General features: G+C 28.3%; 20 protein-coding genes. 18 read left to right on the top strand and 2 right to left on the bottom strand.

Annotated elements, in window-relative coordinates; translation table 11 throughout:
• Positions 1–124: 124 nt before the first annotated feature.
• Complete coding sequence (locus KGF41_RS02255) at positions 125–1003, bottom strand: AraC family transcriptional regulator (RefSeq protein ID WP_227856308.1); 879 nt, start codon at positions 1001–1003, stop codon at positions 125–127.
• A 154-nt stretch (positions 1004–1157) separates the two neighbouring features.
• Here KGF41_RS02255 and KGF41_RS02250 point away from each other — a divergent pair, with 154 nt between their 5' ends.
• The 3 genes from KGF41_RS02250 to KGF41_RS02240 all read left to right on the top strand — a co-directional run bounded on the left by KGF41_RS02250 (position 1158) and on the right by KGF41_RS02240 (position 6475).
• Positions 1158–2612: a UDP-N-acetylmuramoyl-L-alanyl-D-glutamate--2,6-diaminopimelate ligase gene (locus KGF41_RS02250; protein ID WP_227856307.1), complete on the top strand. Its 1455-nt coding sequence runs from the start codon at positions 1158–1160 to the stop codon at positions 2610–2612.
• A gap of 296 nt (positions 2613–2908) precedes the next feature.
• Positions 2909–5176 (top strand): EAL domain-containing protein, encoded by a 2268-nt coding sequence (locus KGF41_RS02245; RefSeq protein ID WP_227842052.1) that lies wholly within the window; start codon positions 2909–2911, stop codon positions 5174–5176.
• A 258-nt stretch (positions 5177–5434) separates the two neighbouring features.
• The gene (locus KGF41_RS02240; RefSeq protein ID WP_227829187.1) at positions 5435–6475 is read left to right on the top strand and encodes a GNAT family N-acetyltransferase; all 1041 of its coding nucleotides are present in this window, start codon (positions 5435–5437) and stop codon (positions 6473–6475) included.
• 276 nt (positions 6476–6751) lie between these two features.
• Here KGF41_RS02240 and ychF read toward each other — a convergent pair whose 3' ends face one another.
• Positions 6752–7849 (bottom strand): redox-regulated ATPase YchF, encoded by a 1098-nt coding sequence (ychF, locus tag KGF41_RS02235; protein WP_227829186.1) that lies wholly within the window; start codon positions 7847–7849, stop codon positions 6752–6754.
• 303 nt (positions 7850–8152) lie between these two features.
• Between ychF and yfmF the strand changes: the two genes are divergently transcribed.
• The 15 genes from yfmF to KGF41_RS02160 all read left to right on the top strand — a co-directional run bounded on the left by yfmF (position 8153) and on the right by KGF41_RS02160 (position 24945).
• Positions 8153–9418: an EF-P 5-aminopentanol modification-associated protein YfmF gene (yfmF, locus tag KGF41_RS02230; protein WP_227829185.1), complete on the top strand. Its 1266-nt coding sequence runs from the start codon at positions 8153–8155 to the stop codon at positions 9416–9418.
• A gap of 14 nt (positions 9419–9432) precedes the next feature.
• Positions 9433–10719: an EF-P 5-aminopentanol modification-associated protein YfmH gene (gene yfmH, locus KGF41_RS02225; RefSeq protein WP_227829184.1), complete on the top strand. Its 1287-nt coding sequence runs from the start codon at positions 9433–9435 to the stop codon at positions 10717–10719.
• A gap of 368 nt (positions 10720–11087) precedes the next feature.
• Positions 11088–11834, top strand: a complete 747-nt coding sequence (lgt, locus tag KGF41_RS02220) for a prolipoprotein diacylglyceryl transferase (RefSeq protein ID WP_227839473.1) — start codon at positions 11088–11090, stop codon at positions 11832–11834.
• Between the two features lie 29 nt (positions 11835–11863).
• Positions 11864–12799: a 16S rRNA (cytosine(1402)-N(4))-methyltransferase RsmH gene (gene rsmH / locus KGF41_RS02215; protein WP_227839472.1), complete on the top strand. Its 936-nt coding sequence runs from the start codon at positions 11864–11866 to the stop codon at positions 12797–12799.
• A gap of 295 nt (positions 12800–13094) precedes the next feature.
• A complete protein-coding gene (locus tag KGF41_RS02210; RefSeq protein WP_413840099.1) occupies positions 13095–13658 on the top strand; it encodes a TVP38/TMEM64 family protein in 564 nt (187 codons plus the stop codon).
• Between the two features lie 197 nt (positions 13659–13855).
• Positions 13856–14203 (top strand): hypothetical protein, encoded by a 348-nt coding sequence (locus KGF41_RS02205; protein ID WP_227829181.1) that lies wholly within the window; start codon positions 13856–13858, stop codon positions 14201–14203.
• Between the two features lie 11 nt (positions 14204–14214).
• Complete coding sequence (locus tag KGF41_RS02200; protein ID WP_227839471.1) at positions 14215–16194, top strand: stage V sporulation protein D; 1980 nt, start codon at positions 14215–14217, stop codon at positions 16192–16194.
• A 167-nt stretch (positions 16195–16361) separates the two neighbouring features.
• Positions 16362–17735, top strand: coding sequence for a UDP-N-acetylmuramoyl-tripeptide--D-alanyl-D-alanine ligase (locus KGF41_RS02195; protein WP_227856306.1), 1374 nt, complete (start codon positions 16362–16364; stop codon positions 17733–17735).
• Positions 17736–17775: 40 nt separating this feature from the next.
• Entirely contained in the window at positions 17776–18744 is a 969-nt protein-coding gene (mraY, locus tag KGF41_RS02190) for a phospho-N-acetylmuramoyl-pentapeptide-transferase (protein WP_227829178.1), read from the top strand.
• 18 nt (positions 18745–18762) lie between these two features.
• A complete protein-coding gene (gene murD, locus KGF41_RS02185; RefSeq protein WP_227856305.1) occupies positions 18763–20118 on the top strand; it encodes a UDP-N-acetylmuramoyl-L-alanine--D-glutamate ligase in 1356 nt (451 codons plus the stop codon).
• Positions 20119–20169: 51 nt separating this feature from the next.
• Positions 20170–21300 carry a stage V sporulation protein E gene (gene spoVE, locus KGF41_RS02180; RefSeq protein WP_227432412.1) on the top strand — a complete coding sequence of 377 codons (1131 nt, stop codon included), beginning with the start codon at positions 20170–20172 and terminating at the stop codon, positions 21298–21300.
• Between the two features lie 17 nt (positions 21301–21317).
• The gene (gene murG / locus KGF41_RS02175; protein WP_227856304.1) at positions 21318–22535 is read left to right on the top strand and encodes an undecaprenyldiphospho-muramoylpentapeptide beta-N-acetylglucosaminyltransferase; all 1218 of its coding nucleotides are present in this window, start codon (positions 21318–21320) and stop codon (positions 22533–22535) included.
• Positions 22536–22804: 269 nt separating this feature from the next.
• Positions 22805–23545 carry an FtsQ-type POTRA domain-containing protein gene (locus KGF41_RS02170; RefSeq protein WP_227856303.1) on the top strand — a complete coding sequence of 247 codons (741 nt, stop codon included), beginning with the start codon at positions 22805–22807 and terminating at the stop codon, positions 23543–23545.
• 22 nt (positions 23546–23567) lie between these two features.
• Entirely contained in the window at positions 23568–24266 is a 699-nt protein-coding gene (locus KGF41_RS02165; RefSeq protein ID WP_227856302.1) for a DUF881 domain-containing protein, read from the top strand.
• Positions 24267–24270: 4 nt separating this feature from the next.
• Entirely contained in the window at positions 24271–24945 is a 675-nt protein-coding gene (locus tag KGF41_RS02160; RefSeq protein ID WP_227856301.1) for a DUF881 domain-containing protein, read from the top strand.
• The last annotated feature ends 25 nt before the right edge of the window (positions 24946–24970 follow it).

The raw sequence follows: 24970 nt of genomic DNA, 5'->3' as shown, positions 1-24970 counted from the left end.
AAAGTTATATATTTTAGTTTAATTAATAAAAATATATGATTTATATTTCAATAAATTAGAGGTATTAGTAAAATAGATATACTAATACCTCTAATTTTTTTGAAATAAAATTTATAATAATTATTTATTCATCTAACAAAGTACTATCTAAAGGGCTTTTATTGTTTGTATAGTTTTTAGGAGATACGCCATAATACTTTTTAAATGCCCTTACGAAGCTAGAATAATCATTAAATCCACATTTATTACAAACTTCACTCATAAGATGACCATTGATTATTAATGACTTAGCTAAAATCAATCTTTTTTGAATTATATAATTGTGTATAGATGTTCCAGTATGAGATTTAAATCTTCTCATAAGATAATATTTGCTTATAAAAAATTCAGATGCAATGCTGTCTATAGAAAGTTTATTCTCTATATTTAAGTTTATATAGTTTAATATTTTTTTTATAGTTTCATCGTAAAATACATCTTCTATAGATTCTATGTTCTCTTTTTTTAAGAAAATTCTATTTAAAAATATCATAAGCTGTATGAATAAGGTATTTCTTAGTATTCCATTTCCAAATTCATTACTAGATTCAGAAATATTTATTTGCTCAATAAAAAGTTTGAGTGATTCAATGTCATGCATATTTAAACGTAGTAGATTACATTTATTTTCTGTGGCTATCTTAAAACATTTTTCTAAATCACTAGTATTATCACTGTTTTTTTTCATAAATTCTGGGCTAATCCATATTGCGATTCTTTCATAAAATACATTTGAATCAATAACTGGTTTGTGAATTTCATTATTGCTAATAAAAAGTATGTCCCAAGGTTTTAGTTTATATGGAATTCCTTCAACAAAATAAGTGACATTTCCATCTATAAATATAATTATCTTATTAAAATCGTGATTATGGTATTCAAATTCTATGTCTTTTTTATCTCTGATACTAAATATTTTAAAATTATCATTTAAGTATCCAATTTTATTGTCTGTAGTTTTCATAAAAGACCTCTCTTAGATTATATTATAGAGAATTATAGAGCATTTTTTGCAATATTTCAAGCATTTTTAACCATTCACATAGTAAAAAATTCTTAATATAATATTACATGAAGTGTAATTTTAGCAAAAAGAGTTTAAAGGGAGGAAAGCATTTATGAAATTAAATGATATTATACAGGGGTTGGATATAATCAGTGTCAAAGGTGAATTAAATATAGATATTAATAATGTACAATATGATTCAAGAAAGGTTACAGAAGGTACATTATTTGTATGTATAAAAGGATTTGTGTCAGATGGTCATAAGTATATAAAAGATGCTATAAACAAAGGAGCAAAAGCTTTTATTGTTGAAGAAGAAGTAGACATAAAAGGATATACGTTTATAAAAGTAAAAAATACAAGAGAAGATATGGCAAAGATAGCTGACAATTTTTATAATCATCCATCACAAAAATTTAATGTTATAGGAGTTACAGGTACTAACGGAAAAACTAGTATAACTACTATACTAAACGAAATATTAACTTTGAATAAAAATAAAGTTGGTCTTATCGGTACTATAAAAATATTTGATGGTGAAAAAGACATTATTTCTAATTCAACAACTCCAGAAAGTATAGATTTACAATATCATTTTAGTAATATGTTAAATAATGGATGTGATTACTGTGCTATGGAAGTTTCATCACACTCATTAGCATTAAATAGAGTTGATGAAACCGACTTTAAACTGGGAATATTCACAAACTTAACACCAGACCATTTAGACTTTCATAAAGATTTAGAAGATTATAGAAAAGCTAAAGAAAAATTATTTTTTAAGACTACTATGGCAAACATAATAAATATAGATGATGAGGGTGGTAAAAAGATATACGAAAATATAAAAGGTATAGATGTTCCTTGTTACACATATGGAGTTGAAAATAATGCTGATTTTATGGCTAGAGATATAAAATCAGATTCAGATGGTGTATCTTATAGATTAATAACTCCTTCTTATGAAGAAGTTATATTTATACCAGTTCCAGGAATGTTTACAGTATATAATACCTTAGCTGTTATAGCTGCTTGTTATATACTTGGCATACCTAAACCAGTATATAAAGAAGGTCTTAGACTTTCTAGTGGAGTATCAGGAAGGTTTGAAACAGTACCAAACGATAAAGGTATAAGTGTAATTGTTGATTATGCTCATACTCCTGATGCACTTGAAAATGTATTAAAAACAACTCAACAATTTGCAGAAGGAAAAATAATTTCTGTATTTGGATGTGGTGGAGATAGAGATACTGAAAAGAGACCTTTAATGGGTGCTATTGGACAAAAATATTCTGACATATGTATTGTAACTTCTGATAATCCAAGAACTGAAGAACCAGAAGCAATAATAAAGGATATACTTGAAGGAATAGATAAGGAAAAAGAAAATTATCATGTTGTTGCTGATAGAAAGCAAGCTATAGAAGAAGCTATAAGTATGGCAAAAAAAGATGATGTTGTAATTATAACAGGTAAAGGGCATGAAAATTACCAAATAATAGGTAAAGTTAAGCATCATTTTGATGATAAAGAGGTTGCCAATGAATGTTTAAGTAAAATGTAAGGTTAAAATTTAATAAAATATATATTTTAAGAATATAATATCAAAATTATTTTGATATTATATTCTTTTTATGTTAGTGGACATTAATACAAATTATGTTAGTAACCCTTAATATAAATAATATAATTTATTAAAATTGTATTACTTATATTAATTAATTTTTTATTGTAATAAAGTTGATAATTTTGTATAATTACAGTAAATATGGAAAAATAAGTATTGTCGTAAATTTGTTAGAATAATTAATATAAAATAATAATTATATACATATAGATTCCGGAAAGGCAGGAAGCATGATGTTGGGTGATGCAAAAAATAATAGGCAGGGTTTATCCATAATTGCTATCATAAGTATCTTAGTAGTTACAATTTCCTGTTTGATTTATGGTTCGAAGTTGAATAAGACACTGGGTGAGGAAACGAATCAATATCTTTCAGAAATAGCAAATCAAAGTGTCAATGTGTTAAAAAAACAAATTAATGGCGATATAAAATTGTTACAATCAATTTCAATATGTATTGAAGGAGAAGAATCTTTTGAATTGGACAATATTCTTTCAATACTTAAAAGAGAATCTGTCAATAGCTCCTTTAAAAGAATGGGCGTTATTCTACCAGATGGTATGGCATATACTACAGATGGTTATGTAGAAGATTTTTCTAAGAGAGATTATTTTTCCAAGTCAATGCAAGGAGAAGTAGTCATAACAGGTAAGTTAAAAGATGTAATAAAAGACTATAAAGACATTAATGTGTACTCTGTACCAATTTATAAGGGGAACAAGATTATTGGTGTTATATTTGCTACACATAGTACAAAGTTATATGAAAAGATACTCTCTGTACCAACGTTTAATGGAAAAGGATATTCTTATATAGCTAATAGTAGTGGTGATATTGTTTTAAATCCAAGTAGTAAAAACGCAAATTCTAATATGGAAAATTTATTTTCATATATAAATAAAAGTAATGCCTTATCAAAATCTACTCTTAATGATATGAAGTTAAATATAAAAAATTCTAAATCAGGTTCATTAAGTTATAATATGTCTGGAAAAGGATATTATTTAAGTTATGCTCCAATAGGAATTAATGATTGGTATCTTTTTTCTGAAGTTCCTAGAACTGCTGTATCTGAAAAATCATATGCTATTATAAAACTTACACTATCAGCATGTATAGTTTTAATTGTGATATTTACATCATTAATAATTTATATCTTGATTATGCAAAAAAAGGGCAAGGAAAGATTAGAAGAATTTGCATTTAAAGATAGCATTACAGGAATTGGAAATTCAAATAAATTTAATCTGGAAGGTGGTAAATTTTTATCCACTCATGAGAAAAAGAATCTAGTTTTAATTTATTTTGATATAGATAAATTTAAGTTAGTAAATGATAGATTTGGATATGAAGAGGGAGATAGAGTATTAAGAAAAATTGCAGAGATGATTGAAAATATGTTTAAAGAACAGTCTGTATTTTCAAGAATTTCAAATGATAATTTTGCTATAATATTTGAAAAAAAGAAGGATAAAGAATCAGTTATAGAGATATGTGAAATTATGCGTAAAAAATTATCTATGATAAAAACTAGCTTAGAGGTGGAACTTAATCTGATACCATCTATAGGAGTATATTTTATTGAAGATGGAGAAACAAATATATCTACTTGTCTTGATAAAGCTATGATTGCAAAGACTACAGTAAAAAGAAAATACTTAAAAGTGTATGAAATTTATGCTGAGAATTTAAAGGAAACTCTTATAGAAGAACGTGATATTGAGCAAGAGATGCACGATGCTTTAAAAAATGAACAATTTAAGGTATACTTTCAACCTAAAATTGAATTATCAACAGGTAAAATAGTAGGTTCTGAAGCTCTTGTACGTTGGCAACATCCAAAAAAGGGATTAATAAGTCCAGGTGTGTTTATTCCTATTTTTGAAAAGAATGGTTTTATAACAGAATTAGATATGTTTGTATTTATTCAAGTTTGTAAAAACTTTAAACGTTGGGAAAATGAAGGTTTGCCTAGATTTCCTATATCAGTAAATTTATCAAGAGTACATCTTGAAAATCCTGACTTTATAGAGAAGTTTGAAAACATTGCAAAAGAATATGATATTGAACCAAATTTAATTGAAATTGAACTAACAGAGAGTGCAATATTTGATAATACAAAAATGTTGTTTAAAATAATGCAAAATCTAAAGTCTGTAGGATTTAAAATATCTATGGATGATTTTGGTTCAGGTTATTCTTCTTTAAATATGCTTAAAGATATGCCAATTGATGTCTTGAAATTAGACAGACAATTTTTTATAACAGTAGAAGAAACAAAAAAGAGTCAAATTGTGGTTTCAAGTATTGTTCAGATGGCAAAGCAACTTGACATAAAAGTTGTTTCAGAGGGAGTTGAAACCTTAGAGCAAGCAGAGTTTTTAAGATTTATAGGATGTGATATGGCTCAAGGATTTTTATTTGCAAAGCCAATGCCAATAGAAGAATACGAAAAGTTGATATTAAATAGGAATGATATTGAAGGTATAAGTACAGATTAAAAAGCTTAGTACAAAATAAAATAAAGATTTGTAAGGAAAGTGAACTTTGTGTAGTCAAAGTTCACTTTATTTATGTAAGAACACCTTAGTATAAAAATATGAACTAGGTTTAGAGTATTACTTTACATTATATGGAGCATATGATATTTTCTAAAAGAGATATAATTTTTCTATGGGTAGAAGTTTTTAATTTGAGTATAACAGTTTGTGAATCTAAGGATATCAGCAATTATTCAAGTACTTAAGGGAGGAAAAATTTTGAGTAATATAACAATTCGGGAAATGGTAAATGATGAAAGAACACTTGTTTGGAAAATTGGTAAATCTAGTTTTGGATTGGTTGAAGGGATGGCATTTAAAAAGCCTCAAAATGCTTTTCTTGCTATAATAGATGGTCATATTGTTGGTATGGCTTCCTATAAAATTTTTCCAGCAAAAAATGGCAAAAAAATTGGATATGTAGAAACAGCATATGTAAAGATGGGACATGAAGGTAAGGGAATAGGAGGTGAGCTTTACAAAAAAGTAACCATATTTTTAAAAGAACAAGGTTGTGAAACTACGACTGCTACTGTGAAGGACGATAATGTTGCATCATGGAAGTTGTTTGAAAATAATGGATATCATATTATAAGCTTTACACAAATGTTACAAAACTATGGGCTAATTAGTACAATACGATTGTGGTTTAATAGTACACTTGCTATTGCTTCTGGATTTCATTTATGGAGCACATTATCACGAAAAAATAGCTCATCAATTCAACAATTAGGAATCTATATTGTCTTAAACTTACTAATATCATTTCCTATTTTATTTTTTAGCAATAATTTTAATGATTTTGCTGTCAGAGTAGGTGCGTTTTTTTCATTACTGATTGTATCTTTACTTAGTGGATTAATTGCAACCCTGATTTCATCTGAAAAATGGAAGTTTATTGCTACAAGAGGTGGTTTGTTGATATCATTATTAATTACAATTTTGGGTGGTATATGGCCAGTGGTAGGTCGATTTTATCCAACAGAGTATAAGAGGAGTACTACATTTAGACGTAGTATGGGGATTGAAGGATTGTTTGAGTGGTTAGGAGTACTACTTTTTATTTTAGTAGTAGCAGTATTTGACAAACAATCAGAATTTTATGAATATATTATTTCCTTTGGGATAAGTTTTTTACTTTTTCATAGTATACCTTTTTATCCATTTGGATGTTTTGGTGGAAAGCGTATTTGGGATTACAGTAAAGTACTTTCATTGTTGACAATTATAATTTCTGTAGGAATACTATATAATTTTTAAAAGGAACAAGCCTTTGGTTAAACATGAATTTAAAGTTTGAAATAGTAAAATGAAGTTTTATAAGTTTTATTTTTTAATATTCTATATTTTTTTATTTAAAATATAGAATATTTTATTTTTATAAAAAAGAGAGTTTCTATTATGATTTTCAAAAATCAATTAGAAAAACTCTCTTTTTTATAAAATCTAAATAGCTATTATAATATAATAGAAATTTCTATTATTCTAATTTCTTTATTACAATACAATAGTTAAGATTGTAGATAAATAAACATTTTAAACATTAAATCTAAATAATATTACATCTCCATCTTTAACTATGTATTCTTTACCTTCTAATTTAACTAATCCTTTTTCTTTAGCAGCTGCCATAGTACCATGTTCAACTAAATCATTAAAAGCAATTGTTTCAGCTCTGATAAATCCTCTTTCTATGTCAGAATGTATTTTTCCTCCTGCTTGAGGTGCTTTACTTCCAAGCTTTATAGTCCATGCTCTAACCTCTTTTGGACCAGCTGTTAAGAATGAAATTAGACCAAGTAAGGCATAAGATGATTTTATAAGTTTATCAAGCCCTGATTGTTCAAGCCCTAGTGTTTCTAAAAATTCCTTCTTTTCTTCAGCAGAATCAAGTTCAGAAATTTCTGCTTCTATTTGTGCACATACAACAACAACTTCAGCATCTTCTGTTTCTGCAAATACCTTAACTTGTTGAACATACTTATTACTCTCTCCGTCATCTGCTAAATCATCTTCTGATACATTTGCAGCGTATATTACAGGTTTAGATGTAAGTAAATCTAATGAATTTACAAAGATTTGTTCATCTTCTGTAAATTGCATAGTTCTTACACACTTACTATTTTCTAGAGTAGCCATGATTGAATTTAATAAATCAAGTTCAGAACCTAAAGTTTTATCAGCTTTAGCGGCTTTTTGAGTTTTATGAATTCTTCTTTCAAGAATCTCTATGTCAGAGAAAATTAATTCTAAATTTATAGTTTCTATATCGCGAAGTGGTTCAACAGAACCATCTACATGTATAACATTTTCATCTTCAAAACATCTGACAACATGTACGATTGCATCAACTTCTCTTATATGTGATAAAAATTTATTTCCTAAGCCTTCTCCTTTAGAAGCCCCTCTAACTAAACCAGCTATGTCACAAAATTCTATGGCAGTAGGAACTATTTTTTCAGAGTTGTACAATTCTTTTAGTTTATCTAATCTTTCATCTGGAACAGATACAACTCCAACATTTGGGTCTATTGTACAAAAAGGGTAATTTGCAGATTCTGCACCTGCTTGAGTTATTGCGTTAAATAGTGTGCTTTTACCTACATTTGGTAAACCAACTATACCTAATTTCATATTAATCGTCCTCTCTCTTATTCTTTTTATATTCTTTATATAACTTTAAACAATCAATCTATAGGATTGTAAAATTGTTTTAATTATAGACATACATATTGATTATACATCATATATATGAAGCTTGTAAACTAGACTTTAAAGCAGAATGGTCTAAATAATTTTTAAATAAAAATATTACTTTTAGAAAATAATAAAAAGGATATAATTAAATAGAAGGTTTTTATATATAAGTATATACAATCAAAAATGAATAAATTTCAATTTTAAAATTGATGTTTAAATAAAAAATAGGAGGTACATATGGTTAATACTAAGAAAATAATAAATTTGGGTAATAATATTAATCTAACTTTGATAAAAACAGAAAAGTTTAAATCAAATCTTATAAGTTTGTATGTTCAGAGATTGTTGGATAAAAAAGAAACTACAAAAAATGCTTTGATACCATCAATAATAGCAAGCGGAAGTGAAAAATATCCTAGTGCTAGAGCAATATCCAATAAACTAGATGATTTATATGGTTCATCTATGGGAGCTGATGCTGTAAAGCGTGGAGAGCGTCAAGTACTAAGTTTTAAAATAATTAATATAAGTGAAAAGTATTTAGATGAAAACATATTTGAAGAAGTAGTAGAATTTTTTAATGAAGTAATAAATAATACACTTGTTGTGGATGGTGGATTTAAAGAAGAATATTTAAATATTGAAAAAGAAAATTTAAGAGATAAGATACAATCAATAATAAATGATAAAAAAGAATATGCACAAGATAAATGTATAGAAGCTATGTGTGAAAATGAAAAATACAGTATAAGTGAGTTTGGTTATGAAGATGAAATAGATAATATAACATCAAAAGACCTATATGAACATTATAGAAATATACTTAAAACATCTCCAATAGACATAGTTGTAGAAGGTGATTTTGATGAAGATAAGGTTGTAGACATAATAAGCAAGAATTTAAAATTCGAAAGAGAAGATATTATAGATATACCAAAAGAAGATTTCATAAAACATGTAGATGAAGTAAAAGTAGTAGACGAAAAAATGGAAATAACTCAAGGTAAGTTAGTTATGGGGTATAGAGCAAATGTAGATTATGTAGATAATGATAAATACTATGCTCTTGTGGTCGGAAGTAATGTATTAGGTGGTGGGCCACACTCTAAACTATTTGTGAATGTAAGAGAAAAGGAAAGCTTATGCTATTATATTTTCTCTTCAATAGAGAAGTATAAAAGCATTATGCTTATATCATCTGGAATAGAAACTAAAGATTATGATAAAGCTGTAAAATTAATAAAAGAACAATTAGAAAGTCTAAAAGCAGGAGATATATCTGATGAAGAGTTAGAAAATAGTAAGCTTGCTTTAGTTAACTCTATGAAGTCTATAACAGATAATATAGGTGGAATGTCTGATTTTGCTTTTTCTCAGTCTATGGCAAAGACAAATTCTGAAGTAGAAGACATAATATATAGTATAGAAAAAGTTACTAAAAAAGATATAGTCGAAGCTGTAAAAGATATAGAACTTGATACTGTATACTTTTTAAGAAATTAATGGAGGAGATGTCTATGGAAAAAATAGTTAATGATATATTAAGAGAAGAAGTTTATTATGAAAAATTACAAAATGGCTTAGATGTATACTTTATGCCAAAGAGAGGCTTCACAAAAAAATATGCTATTTTAGCTACTAATTATGGTTCAAATGACTTAGAATTTGTTCCAATAGGAGAAGATAAAAAGATTAGAGTAAATGAAGGAATTGCACATTTTCTAGAGCATAAGATGTTTGAACAACCTGATGGAGGAGATGCATTTGAAAAGTTTTCTAAATTGGGTGTAAGTGCAAATGCATTTACTAATTTTACAATGACAGCATACTTATTTTCAGCTACTGAAAATTTTTATGAGAGTTTAGAACACTTAATTGATTATGTTCAAACACCTTATTTTACAGATGAAAATGTTGAAAAGGAAAAAGGTATAATAGCACAAGAGATAAAAATGTACAATGATGACCCAGACTGGAATGTATATTTTAATTGTCTAAAGGCTATGTATGTAAATTATCCTGCTAGAATTGATATAGCTGGTACAGTAGATAGTATATATAAGATAACTAAGGAAGAACTGTATAAATGCTATAATACTTTCTACAATCCAGGAAATATGGCTTTGTTTGTTGTTGGTGATTTAGATGTAGAAAAAGTCATAGATGTAACTAAAAAAGCAAATAATTATGATGTAGATAAGCTTTCTAAGAATATAGAAAGATTTTATCCTGAAGAACCAGCAAATGTAAAGGAAAAAGAAGTTATAGAAAAGTTTCCTATATCTATACCTATGTTTAACATAGGTTTTAAAGATAATAATGTAGGTATAAAAGGAAAAGAACTTTTACGTAAAGAAATTGTAACTGACATACTTGTAGGTATGTTATTTAAAAAGGGTAGCAAACTTTATGAAGATTTGTATATGCAAGGTCTGATAAATGAAAATTTTGGAGCTGGATTTTCATCTCAAGTAGACTATGCTTTTAGTGTAATTGCTGGAGATTCTAAGGAACCTAAAAAAGTAAAAGAGATAATTCTTGAATATATAGAAAAAGCTAAAAAAGAAGGATTATCTAAAGAGGAATTTGAAAGAACTAAAAAGAAAAAAATTGGTTCATTTATTAAGTGTTTTGATTCTATAAACTTTATAGGAAATAGTTTTATATCTTATACATTTAAAGAGATAAATATTTTGGATTATTTAGATATTATTAAAGATGTTACTTTTGAGGAAATTGAAGAAAGATTAAAAGAACACTTTAAAGAAGAGTATTGTGTTATTTCTATTGTAGAACCTAAGTAGAAAATTTGAACATTACAATGAGTAGCTAAATGCCAAATAGTTAATTTTGATACTTATTTTATTTAGATAGCAAGTGAGCTTGTTGAATATACTTATATAAATTAAGTTAGTAAAAATTAAATATTATTAATAAAAACTTATAGAGAGATTGGTGTATATTATACACCAATTTCTTTGATTACAAATAATTTATGAATGATTTTATTGTGATGATGTGTATAATATATTTTTAGTATTTGTAGAATCAACATCAATATGTTTTGTAGAATTAACATTAATATGTTATCATAATTTAGTATAATTACAATTAATTATAAACATGGTGTATTGCTTTGGAAATATTTTAATTAAGATAAAGAGGTGGAGTTATGGATAGAGTTGCATTTACACTGTTTGGGATAGACATAATGTGGTATGGAATACTTATGGCTAGTGGTATGATTTTGGGAACTTTAATAGCAATAAAAGAGTCAAAAAGAGTAGGACTTAAAGAAGATGATGTATTAAATATAGCTATCATAGCAATTCCTGTTGGATTAATATGTGCAAGAATATATTATGTTATATTTAATTGGAGTTATTACGCTCAAAATCTATCTCAAATCCTTAATTTTAGAGGTGGTGGACTTGCTATACATGGAGGATTAATAGGTGGAATCTTAGCTGGTTACATATACACTAAGGTTAAAAATATTAATTTCTTAAAAATGGCTGATACTGTCATACTTGGAATGCCTTTAGCACAAGCTATAGGAAGATGGGGAAACTTTATTAATGGAGAAGCTCATGGAGGTACAACTAATTTACCATGGGGAATAATGGTTGATGGAGTAAAGGTTCATCCAACTTTTCTATATGAGTCTATATGGGATTTTGGAATATTTATAGTTTTATTATTGTTTAGAAAGAATAAAAAATACGAAGGGCAGGTTATAGTAACTTATATAACCCTGTATTCAATAGGAAGATTTTTTATAGAAGGATTAAGAACAGATAGTTTAATGTTAGGGCCACTTAGAATGGCTCAAGTGATAAGTTTAGTTGGAGTTGTTGGTGGTATAATAGCACATATTTATTTATCAAAGAGAAATAAAAACAACAGTATTGAAAAATAATTTAAATAGTGAGTTTAAAGGAGGTAGTTATGGAATTTCATCATGTATCAGTTCTTTTAAATGAATGTATAGAAAATTTAAAGATAAAACCAGATGGAGTATATGTTGACTGTACTATGGGGGGTGCAGGACATTCCAAAGAGATAGTAAAAAATTTATCAGATAAAGGATTGTTTATAGGGTTTGACCAAGATAAAAATGCTATAAATACAGCGAGAGAAAGACTAAGTGAATATGAAAACAGAGTAAAATTTGTTCATAGCAATTTTGAAAATATAAAAGAAGAATTGGAAAAAATAGGAGTTTATAAGATAGATGGTGTATTAGCAGATTTAGGAGTTTCCTCTCATCAACTTGATGAAGCTGAGAGAGGATTTTCTTATATGCAAGATGCACCACTTGATATGAGGATGGATGTTAGGTGTGAATTTTCAGCATATGATGTTGTAAACACTTATTCAGAAGATGAACTAGCTAAGATAATTAAAGATTATGGTGAAGATAACTGGGCTAAACGTATAGCTAAATTTATAGTTGAGGAAAGAGTGAATAAACCAATAGAAACCACAGGTGAATTGGTTGATACAATTAAAAAAGCTATTCCTAAAAAAGCTAGAATAGATGGGCCTCATCCAGCTAAAAGGACTTTTCAGGCTATACGAATAGAAGTAAATAATGAACTTGGAGTAATTACAAAGATGATAAATGATGCTTCTTCTATAATGAATGAAGGGGGTAGAATTTGTATAATAACATTTCATTCGTTAGAAGATAGAATAGTGAAAAATGCATTTAAATATCTTGCATCAGATTGTATATGTCCACAACATTTACCAATATGTCAATGTGACAAAGAATCTGAAGTAAAAATAATAACTAGAAAACCAATATTACCTAGTGCTGAAGAAATAGAAGTAAATCCACGTTCAAGAAGTGCTAAATTGAGAGTAGCTGAAAAAATATAATTTATATAGTTTGAGAGTAAGGGCTAGCTATGTAATAAAATAATAAACTTCTTAATGATAGTTAAAACCTATTATAGTTTTTATTAGAATAGAAAACAACTATGATATAATCGACAATATAGAAAAATATTTTCTGTTATAATATAACTAAAATAGATATTAGGAGTGAAGAAAAATAGAGAATAAGCATAAAAAATTATTAATAAAAATTTGTATTATATTGGGGGTACTTGCTATTTACTTTTTTATACCTCCTGTTAAAAAAATGGTAAATCAGATGATATTTTATCTGAGTATGTTAAATTTAGATGCAATTAAGGAGTACATACTATCATTTGGAGTTTGGGCACCAATAATATCATTTGCACTTATGATATTACAATCAATAGCTGCACCTCTTCCTGCATTTTTAATTACTTTTGCAAATGCAGCCTTATTTGGATGGGTAAATGGTGCTATACTGTCATGGGTTAGTGCAATGGCAGGTGCTGCAATCTGTTTTGTAATTGGGAGATTTTTAGGTAGAGATGTAGTTGCAAAACTTACAAGTAAATTTGCACTAGAAAGTATAGATGGTTTTTTTGATAAATATGGAAAACATACAATTTTAATTGCAAGATTGCTTCCTTTTATATCTTTTGACCTTGTGAGTTATGCAGCAGGTCTAACATCTATGAGTTTTATATCTTTCTTTATAGCTACTGGGGTAGGACAATTACCAGCAACCATTGTATATTCTTATGTTGGTGGGATGTTGACTGGTGGAGCTAAAGTCATGATGACAGGACTCTTAATATTATTTGCTTTAAGTGTATTGATTTATATGTTAAAGAAAATATATAGTGATAAAAATAAATAAAAATTAGTGTATAATCTATAGGTTCGATATTCAAGAATTAGTGAATCTATAGATTTTTTGTTGTGTATAGAAAAAATTACAAATAGATTGTGTAATAGTGTATTAATTTAGCGATGAAATTTTAAAGGAAGAGATATGATTAATAACAAATATAGTATAGAGGAAAATCTAAAAATCTATATTATCGGGGTGATAATTTGAAAAAAAATTATAAAATACATAATCTAAATGAATATAAAAATAAAAAAAAGAATAATTATAAAAAGAGAATTAATAAAAAAATAGGGGCTAAATGTATTTTATTGATTACAACTTTCGTAGTAATAATATTGAATCTATGTGGTTATTCAAAAATTTCAGAAATGAAATATGATATTTATTATTTACAAAAAGATTTAAGAAAAAAAGAGATAGTATTAGAGGAACTAAAGGCAAAAGAAACTGAAAAAACATCAATAAAAGAAATTGAGTTAAAAGCAAAGGAATTGCTCAATATGGACTATCCAAAAGATGGACAAATAAAGTATATAAATGTGGATAACTAGGGGGAATAGGTTTGAGAAAAGTAAAAAGGATAAGCAAAAAAAGACTGGTACTTGTTCTTGTTTTAGCATGTGCACTGTTTTTTTGCCTTGTTATTAGGACTGGATACTTACAACTTATGAAAGGTAATTGGTTGAGTACAAAAGCATTAGAACAACAAACAAGAGATATACCTATAGAGCCTAAAAGAGGAACTATATATGATAGAAATATGAAAGAATTGGCAGTAAGTGTAACTAAATATACAGTTTGGTGCAAACCTGTAGAAGTTGAAGATAAAAAAGAAGCGGCTGAAAAAGTTGCTGAAATTTTGGACGAAGACTATAAAGATATTTATTCTCTAATAAGTAAAAAAAATATGGCTCTTGTAAAGGTCAAAAGATGGATAGATGATGATAAGGCAAGTCAAATAAGGGATGCTAAATTAGGTGGAATATGGGTAGCAGAAGACAATCAAAGATATTATCCTTATGGAAATTTTGCACCATATGTAATAGGTCATACTTCTTCAGATGCAACAGGGATATCTGGTATAGAGATGCAATATGATAAAAAATTAAAAGGGAAAGCTGGAAAACTAATAGTAAGTACTGATGCTTCAGGTAGAGAAATTCCACAAGGTATGGAAAAATATTATGAACCTGTTCAAGGGAATGGTCTTGTATTGTCTATAGATGAAGTAATCCAACATTATACTGAAAAAGCAGTACAAAAGGCTTATGAAATAAACAATGCAAAGAAAGTCACTGCAATAGCAATGAATCCTAAAACTGGTGATATACTTGCTTTAGCATCAAAACCAGATTATGACCCTAACGACTCAAGAACACCAATATATCCATATTATCAAGAAGAACTTGAAAAATATAGCGATAAAGACAAAATAAAGGGCTATTATCAAATGTGGAGAAATCCAGCAGTAAGTGATACATATGAACCAGGTTCTACATTTAAACTTATTACATCTTCTAGTGCTCTTGAAGAAGGAGTAATAAAAGATGGTGAGAAATTCACATGTACAGGTAGTGTAACTGTAGGAGGAAGAAAGATTAAATGTTGGAGACACTATAGACCTCATGGAACACAAGAGTTTAAACAAGCAGTACAAAATTCTTGTAACCCTGTGTTTGTTGAATTAGGAAGTAGATTAGGTGTTGGTAAAATGTATGATTATATAGAATCTTTTGGTCTTATGAATAAGACAGGTATAGATTTACCAGGAGAAGCTAAGGGGATATTATATAATGAAAAAAATGTAGGTCCAGTCGAGTTAGCTACAATATCATTTGGTCAATCCATATCAGTAACTCCAATACAACTTATAACAGCTATATCATCAATAGCAAATGGTGGAGATTTAATGCAACCAAGAGTAGTAAAATCTTATACTGACAATAAAGGTAATATAACTGAGACAGTAAAACCAAAAAAAGTAAGAAATGTTATATCTAAAGAAACATCCAAAAAAATGTTAGAAATTGCAGAGTCAGTTGTAACTGATGGTGGAGGAAAAATTGCATATATACCAGGATATAGACTAGGTGGGAAAACAGGTACAGCTCAAAAGGTTATAGATGGTAAATATGCTCAAGGAAAATATATATGTTCATTCGTGGGAATAGCACCTTGTGATGACCCACAAATTGTAGTTCTTGCTATTGTTGATGAGCCAACAGGAGTAAGTGCATTTGGTAGTACTACAGCAGGACCTATAGTAAAAGAAATAATGAATGATTCTCTAAAATATTTAGGGGTTAAACCAGTATATAAAGAAGAAGAAAAAGCTGAATATGAAAAGAAACAAGTCAAAGTACCAGATGTAAGAAATTTAAAAATTGGAGATGCAGTGAAAGCACTAGAAGATGCGAAGTTAAAACCAAATTTAGATACAGATATAGAAATTCCCAAGGATACAAAAGTAAAGGATGTTTTTCCAAAACCTGGAATAAAAGTTAATGAAGATTCAAGTATAACACTATATTTTGAAAACTAAAAAGTAACAGATAATTAACATATATCCATAAACATCTTCAAAAAAACAGAAATATAGTATATAATTATAAAGTTAAGAGTTATCGTAGGCAATGTATATGTAACGGTATACATTGCCTTTTGTTGCTAAGATAATATAGCTAATGTTTTATAAGGAGGAGTTTGAGAATGGAGTGCTTAACAATAAAGGAGTTAGTACTTGCAACTAATGGAAAGTTAATATATGGAGATTATAATGACTGTGTAAGTGATATAGTTATAGATAGCAGGGAAGCAAAGGCACAAAATGCATTTGTAGCCATAGTTGGAGAAAATTTAGATGGGCATACATTTATAAAGTCTGCCTATGATAGTGGATGTAAAACTTTTATAAAAAATGAAAGTAATGGAATAAAATTAGAAAGTTCGGATATAAATTTAATAGAGGTAAAAGATACAACTTTGGCTCTAGGAAATATTTCCAGATATTATAAAGAAAAATTTGACATTCCATTTATAGGTGTTACAGGTAGTGTAGGGAAAACAACTACTAGAGATATGATATATGCAGCTATTTCTGCAAAATTAAACATCTTGAAAAATGAAAAGAACCTAAATAATCATTTTGGGGTTCCTTTGACTTTGTTTAATTTAAATAAAGAACATGAGTGTGCTGTAATAGAAATGGGAATGTCTGGATTTAATGAAATAAAGTATTTGGTGGACATAGTAAACCCTAAAATTGCAGTCATATCAAATATAGGATTATCGCACATAGAAAACCTAGGTTCACAAGAAGGAATTTTAAAAGCAAAGCTGGAGATTGCTTCAAACTTTGATGATACAAATACTTTGATTGTGAATGGTGATGATAAATTTTTATCTACATTAAAAGAAAAAGAGCACATATATAAGTTAAAAACATTTGGATTTAATAAAGATAATGACATTTATTGTGAAGATTATACTATGGAAGAAGATAGTTTGACATTTACATGTGTCATAAATGGAAAAAAAGAGGAAATATTTATACCAACAATAGGAGAGCATAATATATATAATGCTATGTCGGCTATATTAGTTGGCATGAGTTTAAATATTTCTTTGGATTATATAAAAACAGGTTTAAAAAACTTCAAAGGGACAAAAATGAGATTAGACATAATAAAAAATGAAAGATTAACAATAATTAATGACTCATATAATGCCAGTCCAGATTCTATGGAAGCAGCCTTAAAAATACTTGGAAGATATAAAGGTAGAAAAGTAGCAATACTTGGAGATATGCTTGAGATGGGTGAAATTTCAGAGTATGGTCATAGATTAGTTGGAAAATCATCTATGAATAATACTGATATTATAATAACTATAGGCGAAAATTCAGTGTTTATTGGAGACGAAGCAAAACGATTAGGATTCGATTCATCCAATATATATCACTTTAAACATAGAGATGATGTATTTAATCAATTAGATGAATTAATAAAAACAGAAGACACTATTTTAGTGAAAGGCTCAAGAGGCATGAAATTAGAAAAAATAGTTGAATATCTAAATAAATAAGCTTAAACTAATGAGTTGATTGACAAGGGAGAGGAGTTTTATGATGTTAGGAATAACAGAGCTTACGTACACCGCATTGATTGCGTTTTTGATAGTAATTATAATAGGACCAATATTTATACCAATGCTTAGGAAATTTAAATTTGGTCAGACAGTTAGAGATGATGGACCTCAAACACATCTAGCTAAGAATGGAACACCTACTATGGGTGGAATTATAATGATTGTTGCAATTCTAATAACTGGACTTACAAGAGTAAAAGTTAGTCATGACATGGCAGTAGGTCTTATATGTATTGCTGGTTTTGGTTTTATTGGTTTTTTAGATGACTTTATAAAAATAAAGCTAAAAAGGTCACTTGGACTAAAAGCATATCAAAAAATAATCCTTCAAGTTGCATTATCTTTTTATGTTGCTTTTTATCAGTATACGTCATCATCAAGTGCTTCGCAACTTATGATACCATTTACAGATTTTGTAATAAATGTTGGAATACTATATATACCAATAATGATGTTTATAATAGTAGCAATAGTAAATGCTGTAAATTTAACTGATGGTCTAGATGGTCTAGCATCAGGAGTGACTTTAGTTGTTTCTGTATTTTTTATGTTGTTTGCAAGTTCAGTTGCAGGCAATACAGAAGTTGCAGTTTTGGCAGCAGCAACTGTTGGAGCATGTCTAGGCTTTTTAGGATTTAATTCATATCCAGCTAGAGTGTTTATGGGAGATACAGGTTCAATGGCATTAGGAGGTGCGGTTGTAGCATTTTCAGTTTTAACTAATTCTGTGCTTATAATACCTATAATTGGAGGTATTTATTTTGCAGAAGCTCTATCAGTTTTAATTCAAGTTGGATATTTTAAAGCAACTAGAAAGAGATTCTTTAAGATGGCTCCAATACACCATCATTTTGAACAATGTGGCTGGCCAGAAACAAGAGTTGTATTTGTTTTTTGGATTATTACAGTTGTTTTAGCTTGGATAAGTATAATAGCAGTATTTTAGGCCTAGGGGGAATAAAAAATGGACTTAAGTGGAAAAAAAGTTTTATTAGTAGGGCTTGCAAAAACTGGTATATCTACAATTAAACATTTAGATAAATTAGGAGCAAGTATAATTGTAAATGATATTAAAGATGAAAATAAATTAAAAAAAATACTTGATGAATTAAAATCTATAAATGACATAGAATACATATTAGGATGCCATCCAGAGGATGTAGACGATGTAGATATGGTTGTAGTATCTCCAGGGGTACCATTAGACCTGCCATTTATTTTGAAGCTAAAAAATTCAGGCAAGTATATAATTGGTGAGGTAGAATTAGCTTTTAAATTGTCAAATAATCCAACTTTTATAGGGATTACAGGTACAAATGGTAAGACAACTACAACTAGCTTAGTAGGAGAAATTTTTTCAAGTGCCAAAAAAGATACATATGTAGTTGGTAATATAGGGAATCCTGTAATAGATACTATAGAAACTTCAAATGAAGAATCTATACTTGTAACTGAACTGAGTAGTTTCCAACTTGAAAGTGTGGATGAATTTAGACCTAAAGTAAGTGCAATATTAAACATTACAGAAGATCATTTAAATAGACATCATACTATGGAAAAGTACATAGAAGCTAAATCAAAAATATTTATGAATCAAAATGCTGAAGATTTTTGTGTATTAAATTATGATGATGAAATAGTGAGAGGTCTAGCTGATAAATGTAATGCCAAAATAATTTATTTTTCAAGAGCTCATAGAGTAAATGGAGGAGTATATTTAGAAAATAATGACATAATAATAGATATAGAGGATAAGATTAAGTTTCTAAATAAAGATGATGTAAGTTTGCCTGGAGGCCATAACTTAGAAAATTGTATGGCAGCAATAGCAATCGCATATGTTTGTAAAGTAGATTTAGAAGTAATAAAAGATGTATTGATGACATTTAAAGGGGTTGAACACAGACAAGAGTTTGTAAGAAACTTAGATAATGTAATGTATGTAAATGATTCAAAGGGAACTAATCCAGATTCTACTATAAAAGCTGTACAGTCTTATAATAGACCTATAGTGCTTATAGCAGGAGGAATGGATAAGGGAAGCAACTTTGATGAACTTCTTGAAATTGCAAAGTCATATGTTAAATCATTAATTTTATTAGGAGAAACTGCACCAAAGATAGAAAGTTGTGCTAAAAATAAAGGATTTAATGACATACATATAGTAAAAGATATGGAGGAAGCAGTTAAGACTTCTCATGAGATTTCAAAAAATGGAGATATAGTGCTTCTTTCACCAGCTTGTGCAAGTTGGGATATGTATGAAAGTTTTGAAGTAAGAGGAAAAGACTTCAAAGATAATGTAAACAATTTAAAATAATCTCTTACCTCTAAACTTACTTAGATGGAAGAATGGAGGTAGATTAGTTGGATGCCTAAAGAAAATTTGAAAAAACAAATTGACATAAGGATGAAGACTGAATTTGATGGAGTAGTATTTTATACTACTATGCTTTTAGTATTTGTAGGAATAGTTATGGTGTTTAGTGCAAGTTTTATACAATCTTCATTTAAACATAATGATGCATACTATTTTCTAAAGAAAAATGTAATATATGCTATACTGGGATTTATAGTTATGATTATTACATCTAGAATAGACTATAATTTTTGGAAGAAAAATGCTACAGCAATTGGAGCTATAGCAGTAGTACTATTATTGTTGGTTTTAACTCCTTTGGGAATAGAAGCAAACGGAGCAAAAAGATGGTTAGGGATAGGTGCTTTAACATTTCAGCCTGCAGAAATTGCAAAGTTTGCTACAATAATATTAACTGCAAAATTGATTGAGAAAAATTATGATAAAATAAAATCTTTGACAAAAGGTGTTGTACCACTTCTCGTAGTTCCAGGAATATTTTTTGCGTTGATAATACTTCAACCAAATTTGTCAACAGCAGGTACTGTAATTCTAGTTACATTTGTAATGATATTTGTTGCTGGGATGGATATGAAAATTGTATTTGCTATGATAGGAAGTGGGGCTGCTTTATTTGCTGCATTAGTAATTGCTGAACCGTATAGACTTAGTCGTGTTACATCTTTTTTAGACCCATTTCAAGACCCACTTGGTAAGGGGTATCAGGTAATACAAGGTTTATATGCATTAGGCTCAGGAGGACTGTTTGGTTTAGGCTTAGGAAAGAGTAAGCAAAAGTATTTTTATATACCAGAGCCACAAAATGACTTTATATTTGCTATAATAGGAGAAGAGTTAGGATTAATTGGTTGTATAATAGTTATAATGCTATTTGTAGCCTTAGTCTACAGATGTGTAAGAATAGCGCTGAAGACTTCTAATGTATTTGCTTGTATGGTTGTCATAGGTATAGGGGCACAAATTGGAATACAAGCAGCTTTAAATATAGCAGTTGCAACATCATCAATGCCAGCTACAGGTGTAGCACTACCATTTATAAGTTATGGGGGTACCTCACTCACCATCTTTATGGGGGCTGTAGGTATAGTGTTGAACATCTCAAAGCATGTCAAAATTAATTAACAGGAGATGATGATTTGATGAAAGTTTTATTATCGGGCGGTGGAACTGGAGGACACGTATATCCAGCTATAGCTATTGCTAACAAAATAAGAGATGAACATCCAGACGCCGAGATAATGTTTGTTGGGACGGAAAAGGGAATAGAATCAGAAATAGTTCCTAAGTATGGTTTTGAATTGAAAACTGTAACAGTACAAGGATTTAAGAGAAAAATAGACTTAGATAATGTAAAAAGAGTTTTTAAGCTTTTTAAAGGATTGGAACAATCAAGAAAAATTGTTAAAAAATTTAAGCCAGATGTAGTCATAGGAACTGGTGGATATGTCAGTGGACCTGTTTTATTTAATGCGTCTATGGGAAAAATACCAGCTATAATACATGAGCAAAATTCTTTTCCTGGAGTAACTAATAAGATTTTATCCAAAACAGTTACAAAGGTACTTACAAGTTTTGAAGATTCACATAAAAGATTTCCTGAGGCAGCTGAAGAAAAATTAGTTTTTACAGGAAATCCAGTTAGAAAAGAAATTTTGTTATCAAGAAAAAATATCGCAAGAAAAAATTTAGGGATAAGTGAAGAGAAAAAAATGGTACTTTGCTATGGTGGTAGTGGAGGTTCAAGAAAAATAAATGATGCAATGAGACTTGTCATAAAGAATATGGTCAATGAAGATATAGCTTTTATATTTGCAACAGGAAAAAGCTATTATAAAGAATTTATGGAAAGTATCAGTAATATAAATCTTAAACCATACCAAAAAGTAGTACCTTATTTAGAAGATATGGCAAATGCACTTGCAGCAAGTGATTTAGTTATAGGTAGTGCAGGAGCAATTTCACTAGCTGAAATAACAGCTCTTGGCAAACCTTCTATAATAATACCTAAAGCATATACTGCTGAAAATCATCAAGAGTACAATGCTAAGAGTATAGAGAAGCAAGGTGCAGGGGTTGCAATTCTAGAAAAAAACTTAACTCCAGAAAGCCTAAATACAGCCGTATTTAAACTTTTAGGCGATAGAGAGCTTCTAGTTGACATGGCAAATGCAAGTAAAACTATAGGTAGACCTGAGGCGATAGACCTTATATATGATGAGATAATAAAGGTATACAACTCAACACAAAAATCAATAGCTAAAAAACCAAAAAAAGAAAAAGTTGTTGAGGAAGTAAAAAAAGAAGCAGCTCCAAGTATAGAAGGTCAGGCTAAAGTAATAGGAATAAAGAAAAGATAAATAGATATTTACCCCTAATTTATAATATATTAGATTTTCTAAATTATTCTAAATTAGGGGTTTATTTGTGTGTATACAAGTTTTAAGTTATAAAAAATATATAGTATTTTATATTTATTTTGATGAAATATCAATTTAATCCTCTTTTTTAATGTTTTATTAGATTGTTTTGTAAAAAAATGAGAAAATTTGACTTTAAATATTATATTTTTTTTGTAGGAAATATAAACTCGAAAGGTGTATTTATTAACCAAAGGGGTTGATTGTATTTGAAGAGGAGAAAGAAGCTAAATACGAATAATGTTATGATAGTTTTGGTTTTTATACTTATGCTATCTTTTGGGATATGTATTATTGTAGGGAGTGATTTATTTGATGTAAAGAGGATAGATGTGATTGGAAATAAAAGAGTCACCAAGTCAAATATAATGAAAGAGTTAAATGTAAGTTCACATGAAAATATATTTGAATACAATTTTAAAGACATGAAAAGTAAGCTTATGAAAAATCCATATATAGAAGATGTAGAAATAAAAAGGAAACTTCCAAATAAGATAATTATAAGCTTAAAGGAAAAAGAAATTTTTGCAGCATTAAAGGATGAAGATAACTATTGTTATATAGATAAAAAAGGGAACTTATTAGAGGAACTAAAAGGCACTAATGAAAGCAAAAATGATTTGATAGTGGAAGTAGATTATAATATTGATGATACGAAATCAATAAAATTTAAAAATTATAAAACTAAAGAGAATGTATTTAAGACTTTAAATTATTTAAAAGAAGAAGGTATTTATAGAAAAATAAATTATGTAAACTTTAAAAAAGAAGGGAATGTAGATATGCTTACGAGAAGCAATATAAAAATCTTACTTTCTAATGATGATAACTTAGATTATAATATATCTAGGGTAAATAAAATTTTGATTGACCTGCAAAATAAAAATACCAATGGTGGGACTATAAATCTAAATTATGGAAAGCTAGCTGTATATACTCCAGAAGGATAGACAATTGTAAGGAAGTGATATTTTGAAAAAAAGATTTATAAATAAGAGTATAATCATAGGAAGTATTGTATTGGGAGTTCTCGTTAGTTTACAATTAAAAATTATTAATATAGAAAATAGAGGAATGACGACTTTTAAGAGAGGAGAGCAACTTACAGAAGAACTTAAATCTCTAAAAAAAGAAAAAGAAAATCTTCAATCAGAAATTAATAGTGTAAAAAAAGATATAGATACTTATAGAGGTAAAAGTGAAAAAGGAGAGCAAGATATACTTAAATCAGAAATAGAAAAATATGAAACCTTAGCTGGATATACAGATGTAGAAGGAAAAGGTATTGAAGTTGAAATAAATTCTACAAAAACCTTAGGAAGCTTTGATAAAAATGACAGTATACTATATAATTATGATTTATTACTGTCAATGATAAATAAATTAAATTCAGCACAAGCAAGTGCCATATCTATAAATAATCAAAGGTTAGTTTCAAATACATATATGTATTTGAAAGAAGATAAACTTTATATGAATGACACTGTTATAAAGGAGCCAATTACAATAAAGGCAATTGGTGATTCTGATACATTAGCTTCTGCGCTCAATATAAAGTACGGTATTGTCTGGGAAATAGAAACGTATTATAATGCAAAGGTAAAAGTGACTAAAGAAGATAATGTAAAAATAAATGGACACGGTGATACAGAAAAAGTAGAGAGGAAATAATAGTATGAAAAGGAAAATGATTATATTAGGAGCATTCATATTAGGCATTTTCATATCAACTTATATAAAATCACTGAACCCAAATAAAGTGTATATAACATTGAGTCAGACTAAAAATATTGAAAGTGAAATAGAAAATACAAATAAGGAAATAAAAAATCTAAAAGAAGCTCTTAAAAGTAATAAAAATACTTTAGATGAATATAAGCAAGCAGAAAATAATGGAAATGAATCGATTCAAACATTAATGAAAAAAGAACTTGAAGAAGTTAAAGAGTTAAGTGGCTACTCAACTGTCACAGGTCCAGGAATAACTATTACTATGAAGGATAGTGAAAGAGAATTAAAAGATGGACAAAATCCAAACGACCTGATTATACATGATATTGACATTCTAAGAGTTTTAAATGATTTGAAAAAAGCAGGTGCAAAAGCAATATCTATAAATGGAGAAAGAGTATTGTCAACAAGTAAGATAAAATGTTCAGGAGCAACTATTACAGTGAACGATACTACATATGGACAACCATTTATAATAAAAGCTATAGGAGATATAGATTTATTGAGTGCAGCTATAAATTCTCCAGAATCATATGCTAAATCTCTAAAGGATATATATGGAATTAATATAAAAATACAGGAAAATAATGGAAATAAAGTGGATTTATTTGCAAAATAAAACGAAAAATACAAAAAAATAAAGA

The sequence above is a fragment of the Clostridioides sp. ZZV14-6150 genome, assembly GCF_020657875.1.
In the GTDB taxonomy this organism is placed as follows: domain Bacteria; phylum Bacillota; class Clostridia; order Peptostreptococcales; family Peptostreptococcaceae; genus Clostridioides.
Note: the sequence above shows the minus strand (reverse complement) of the source record. Positions and strands in the feature narration are given on the sequence as shown.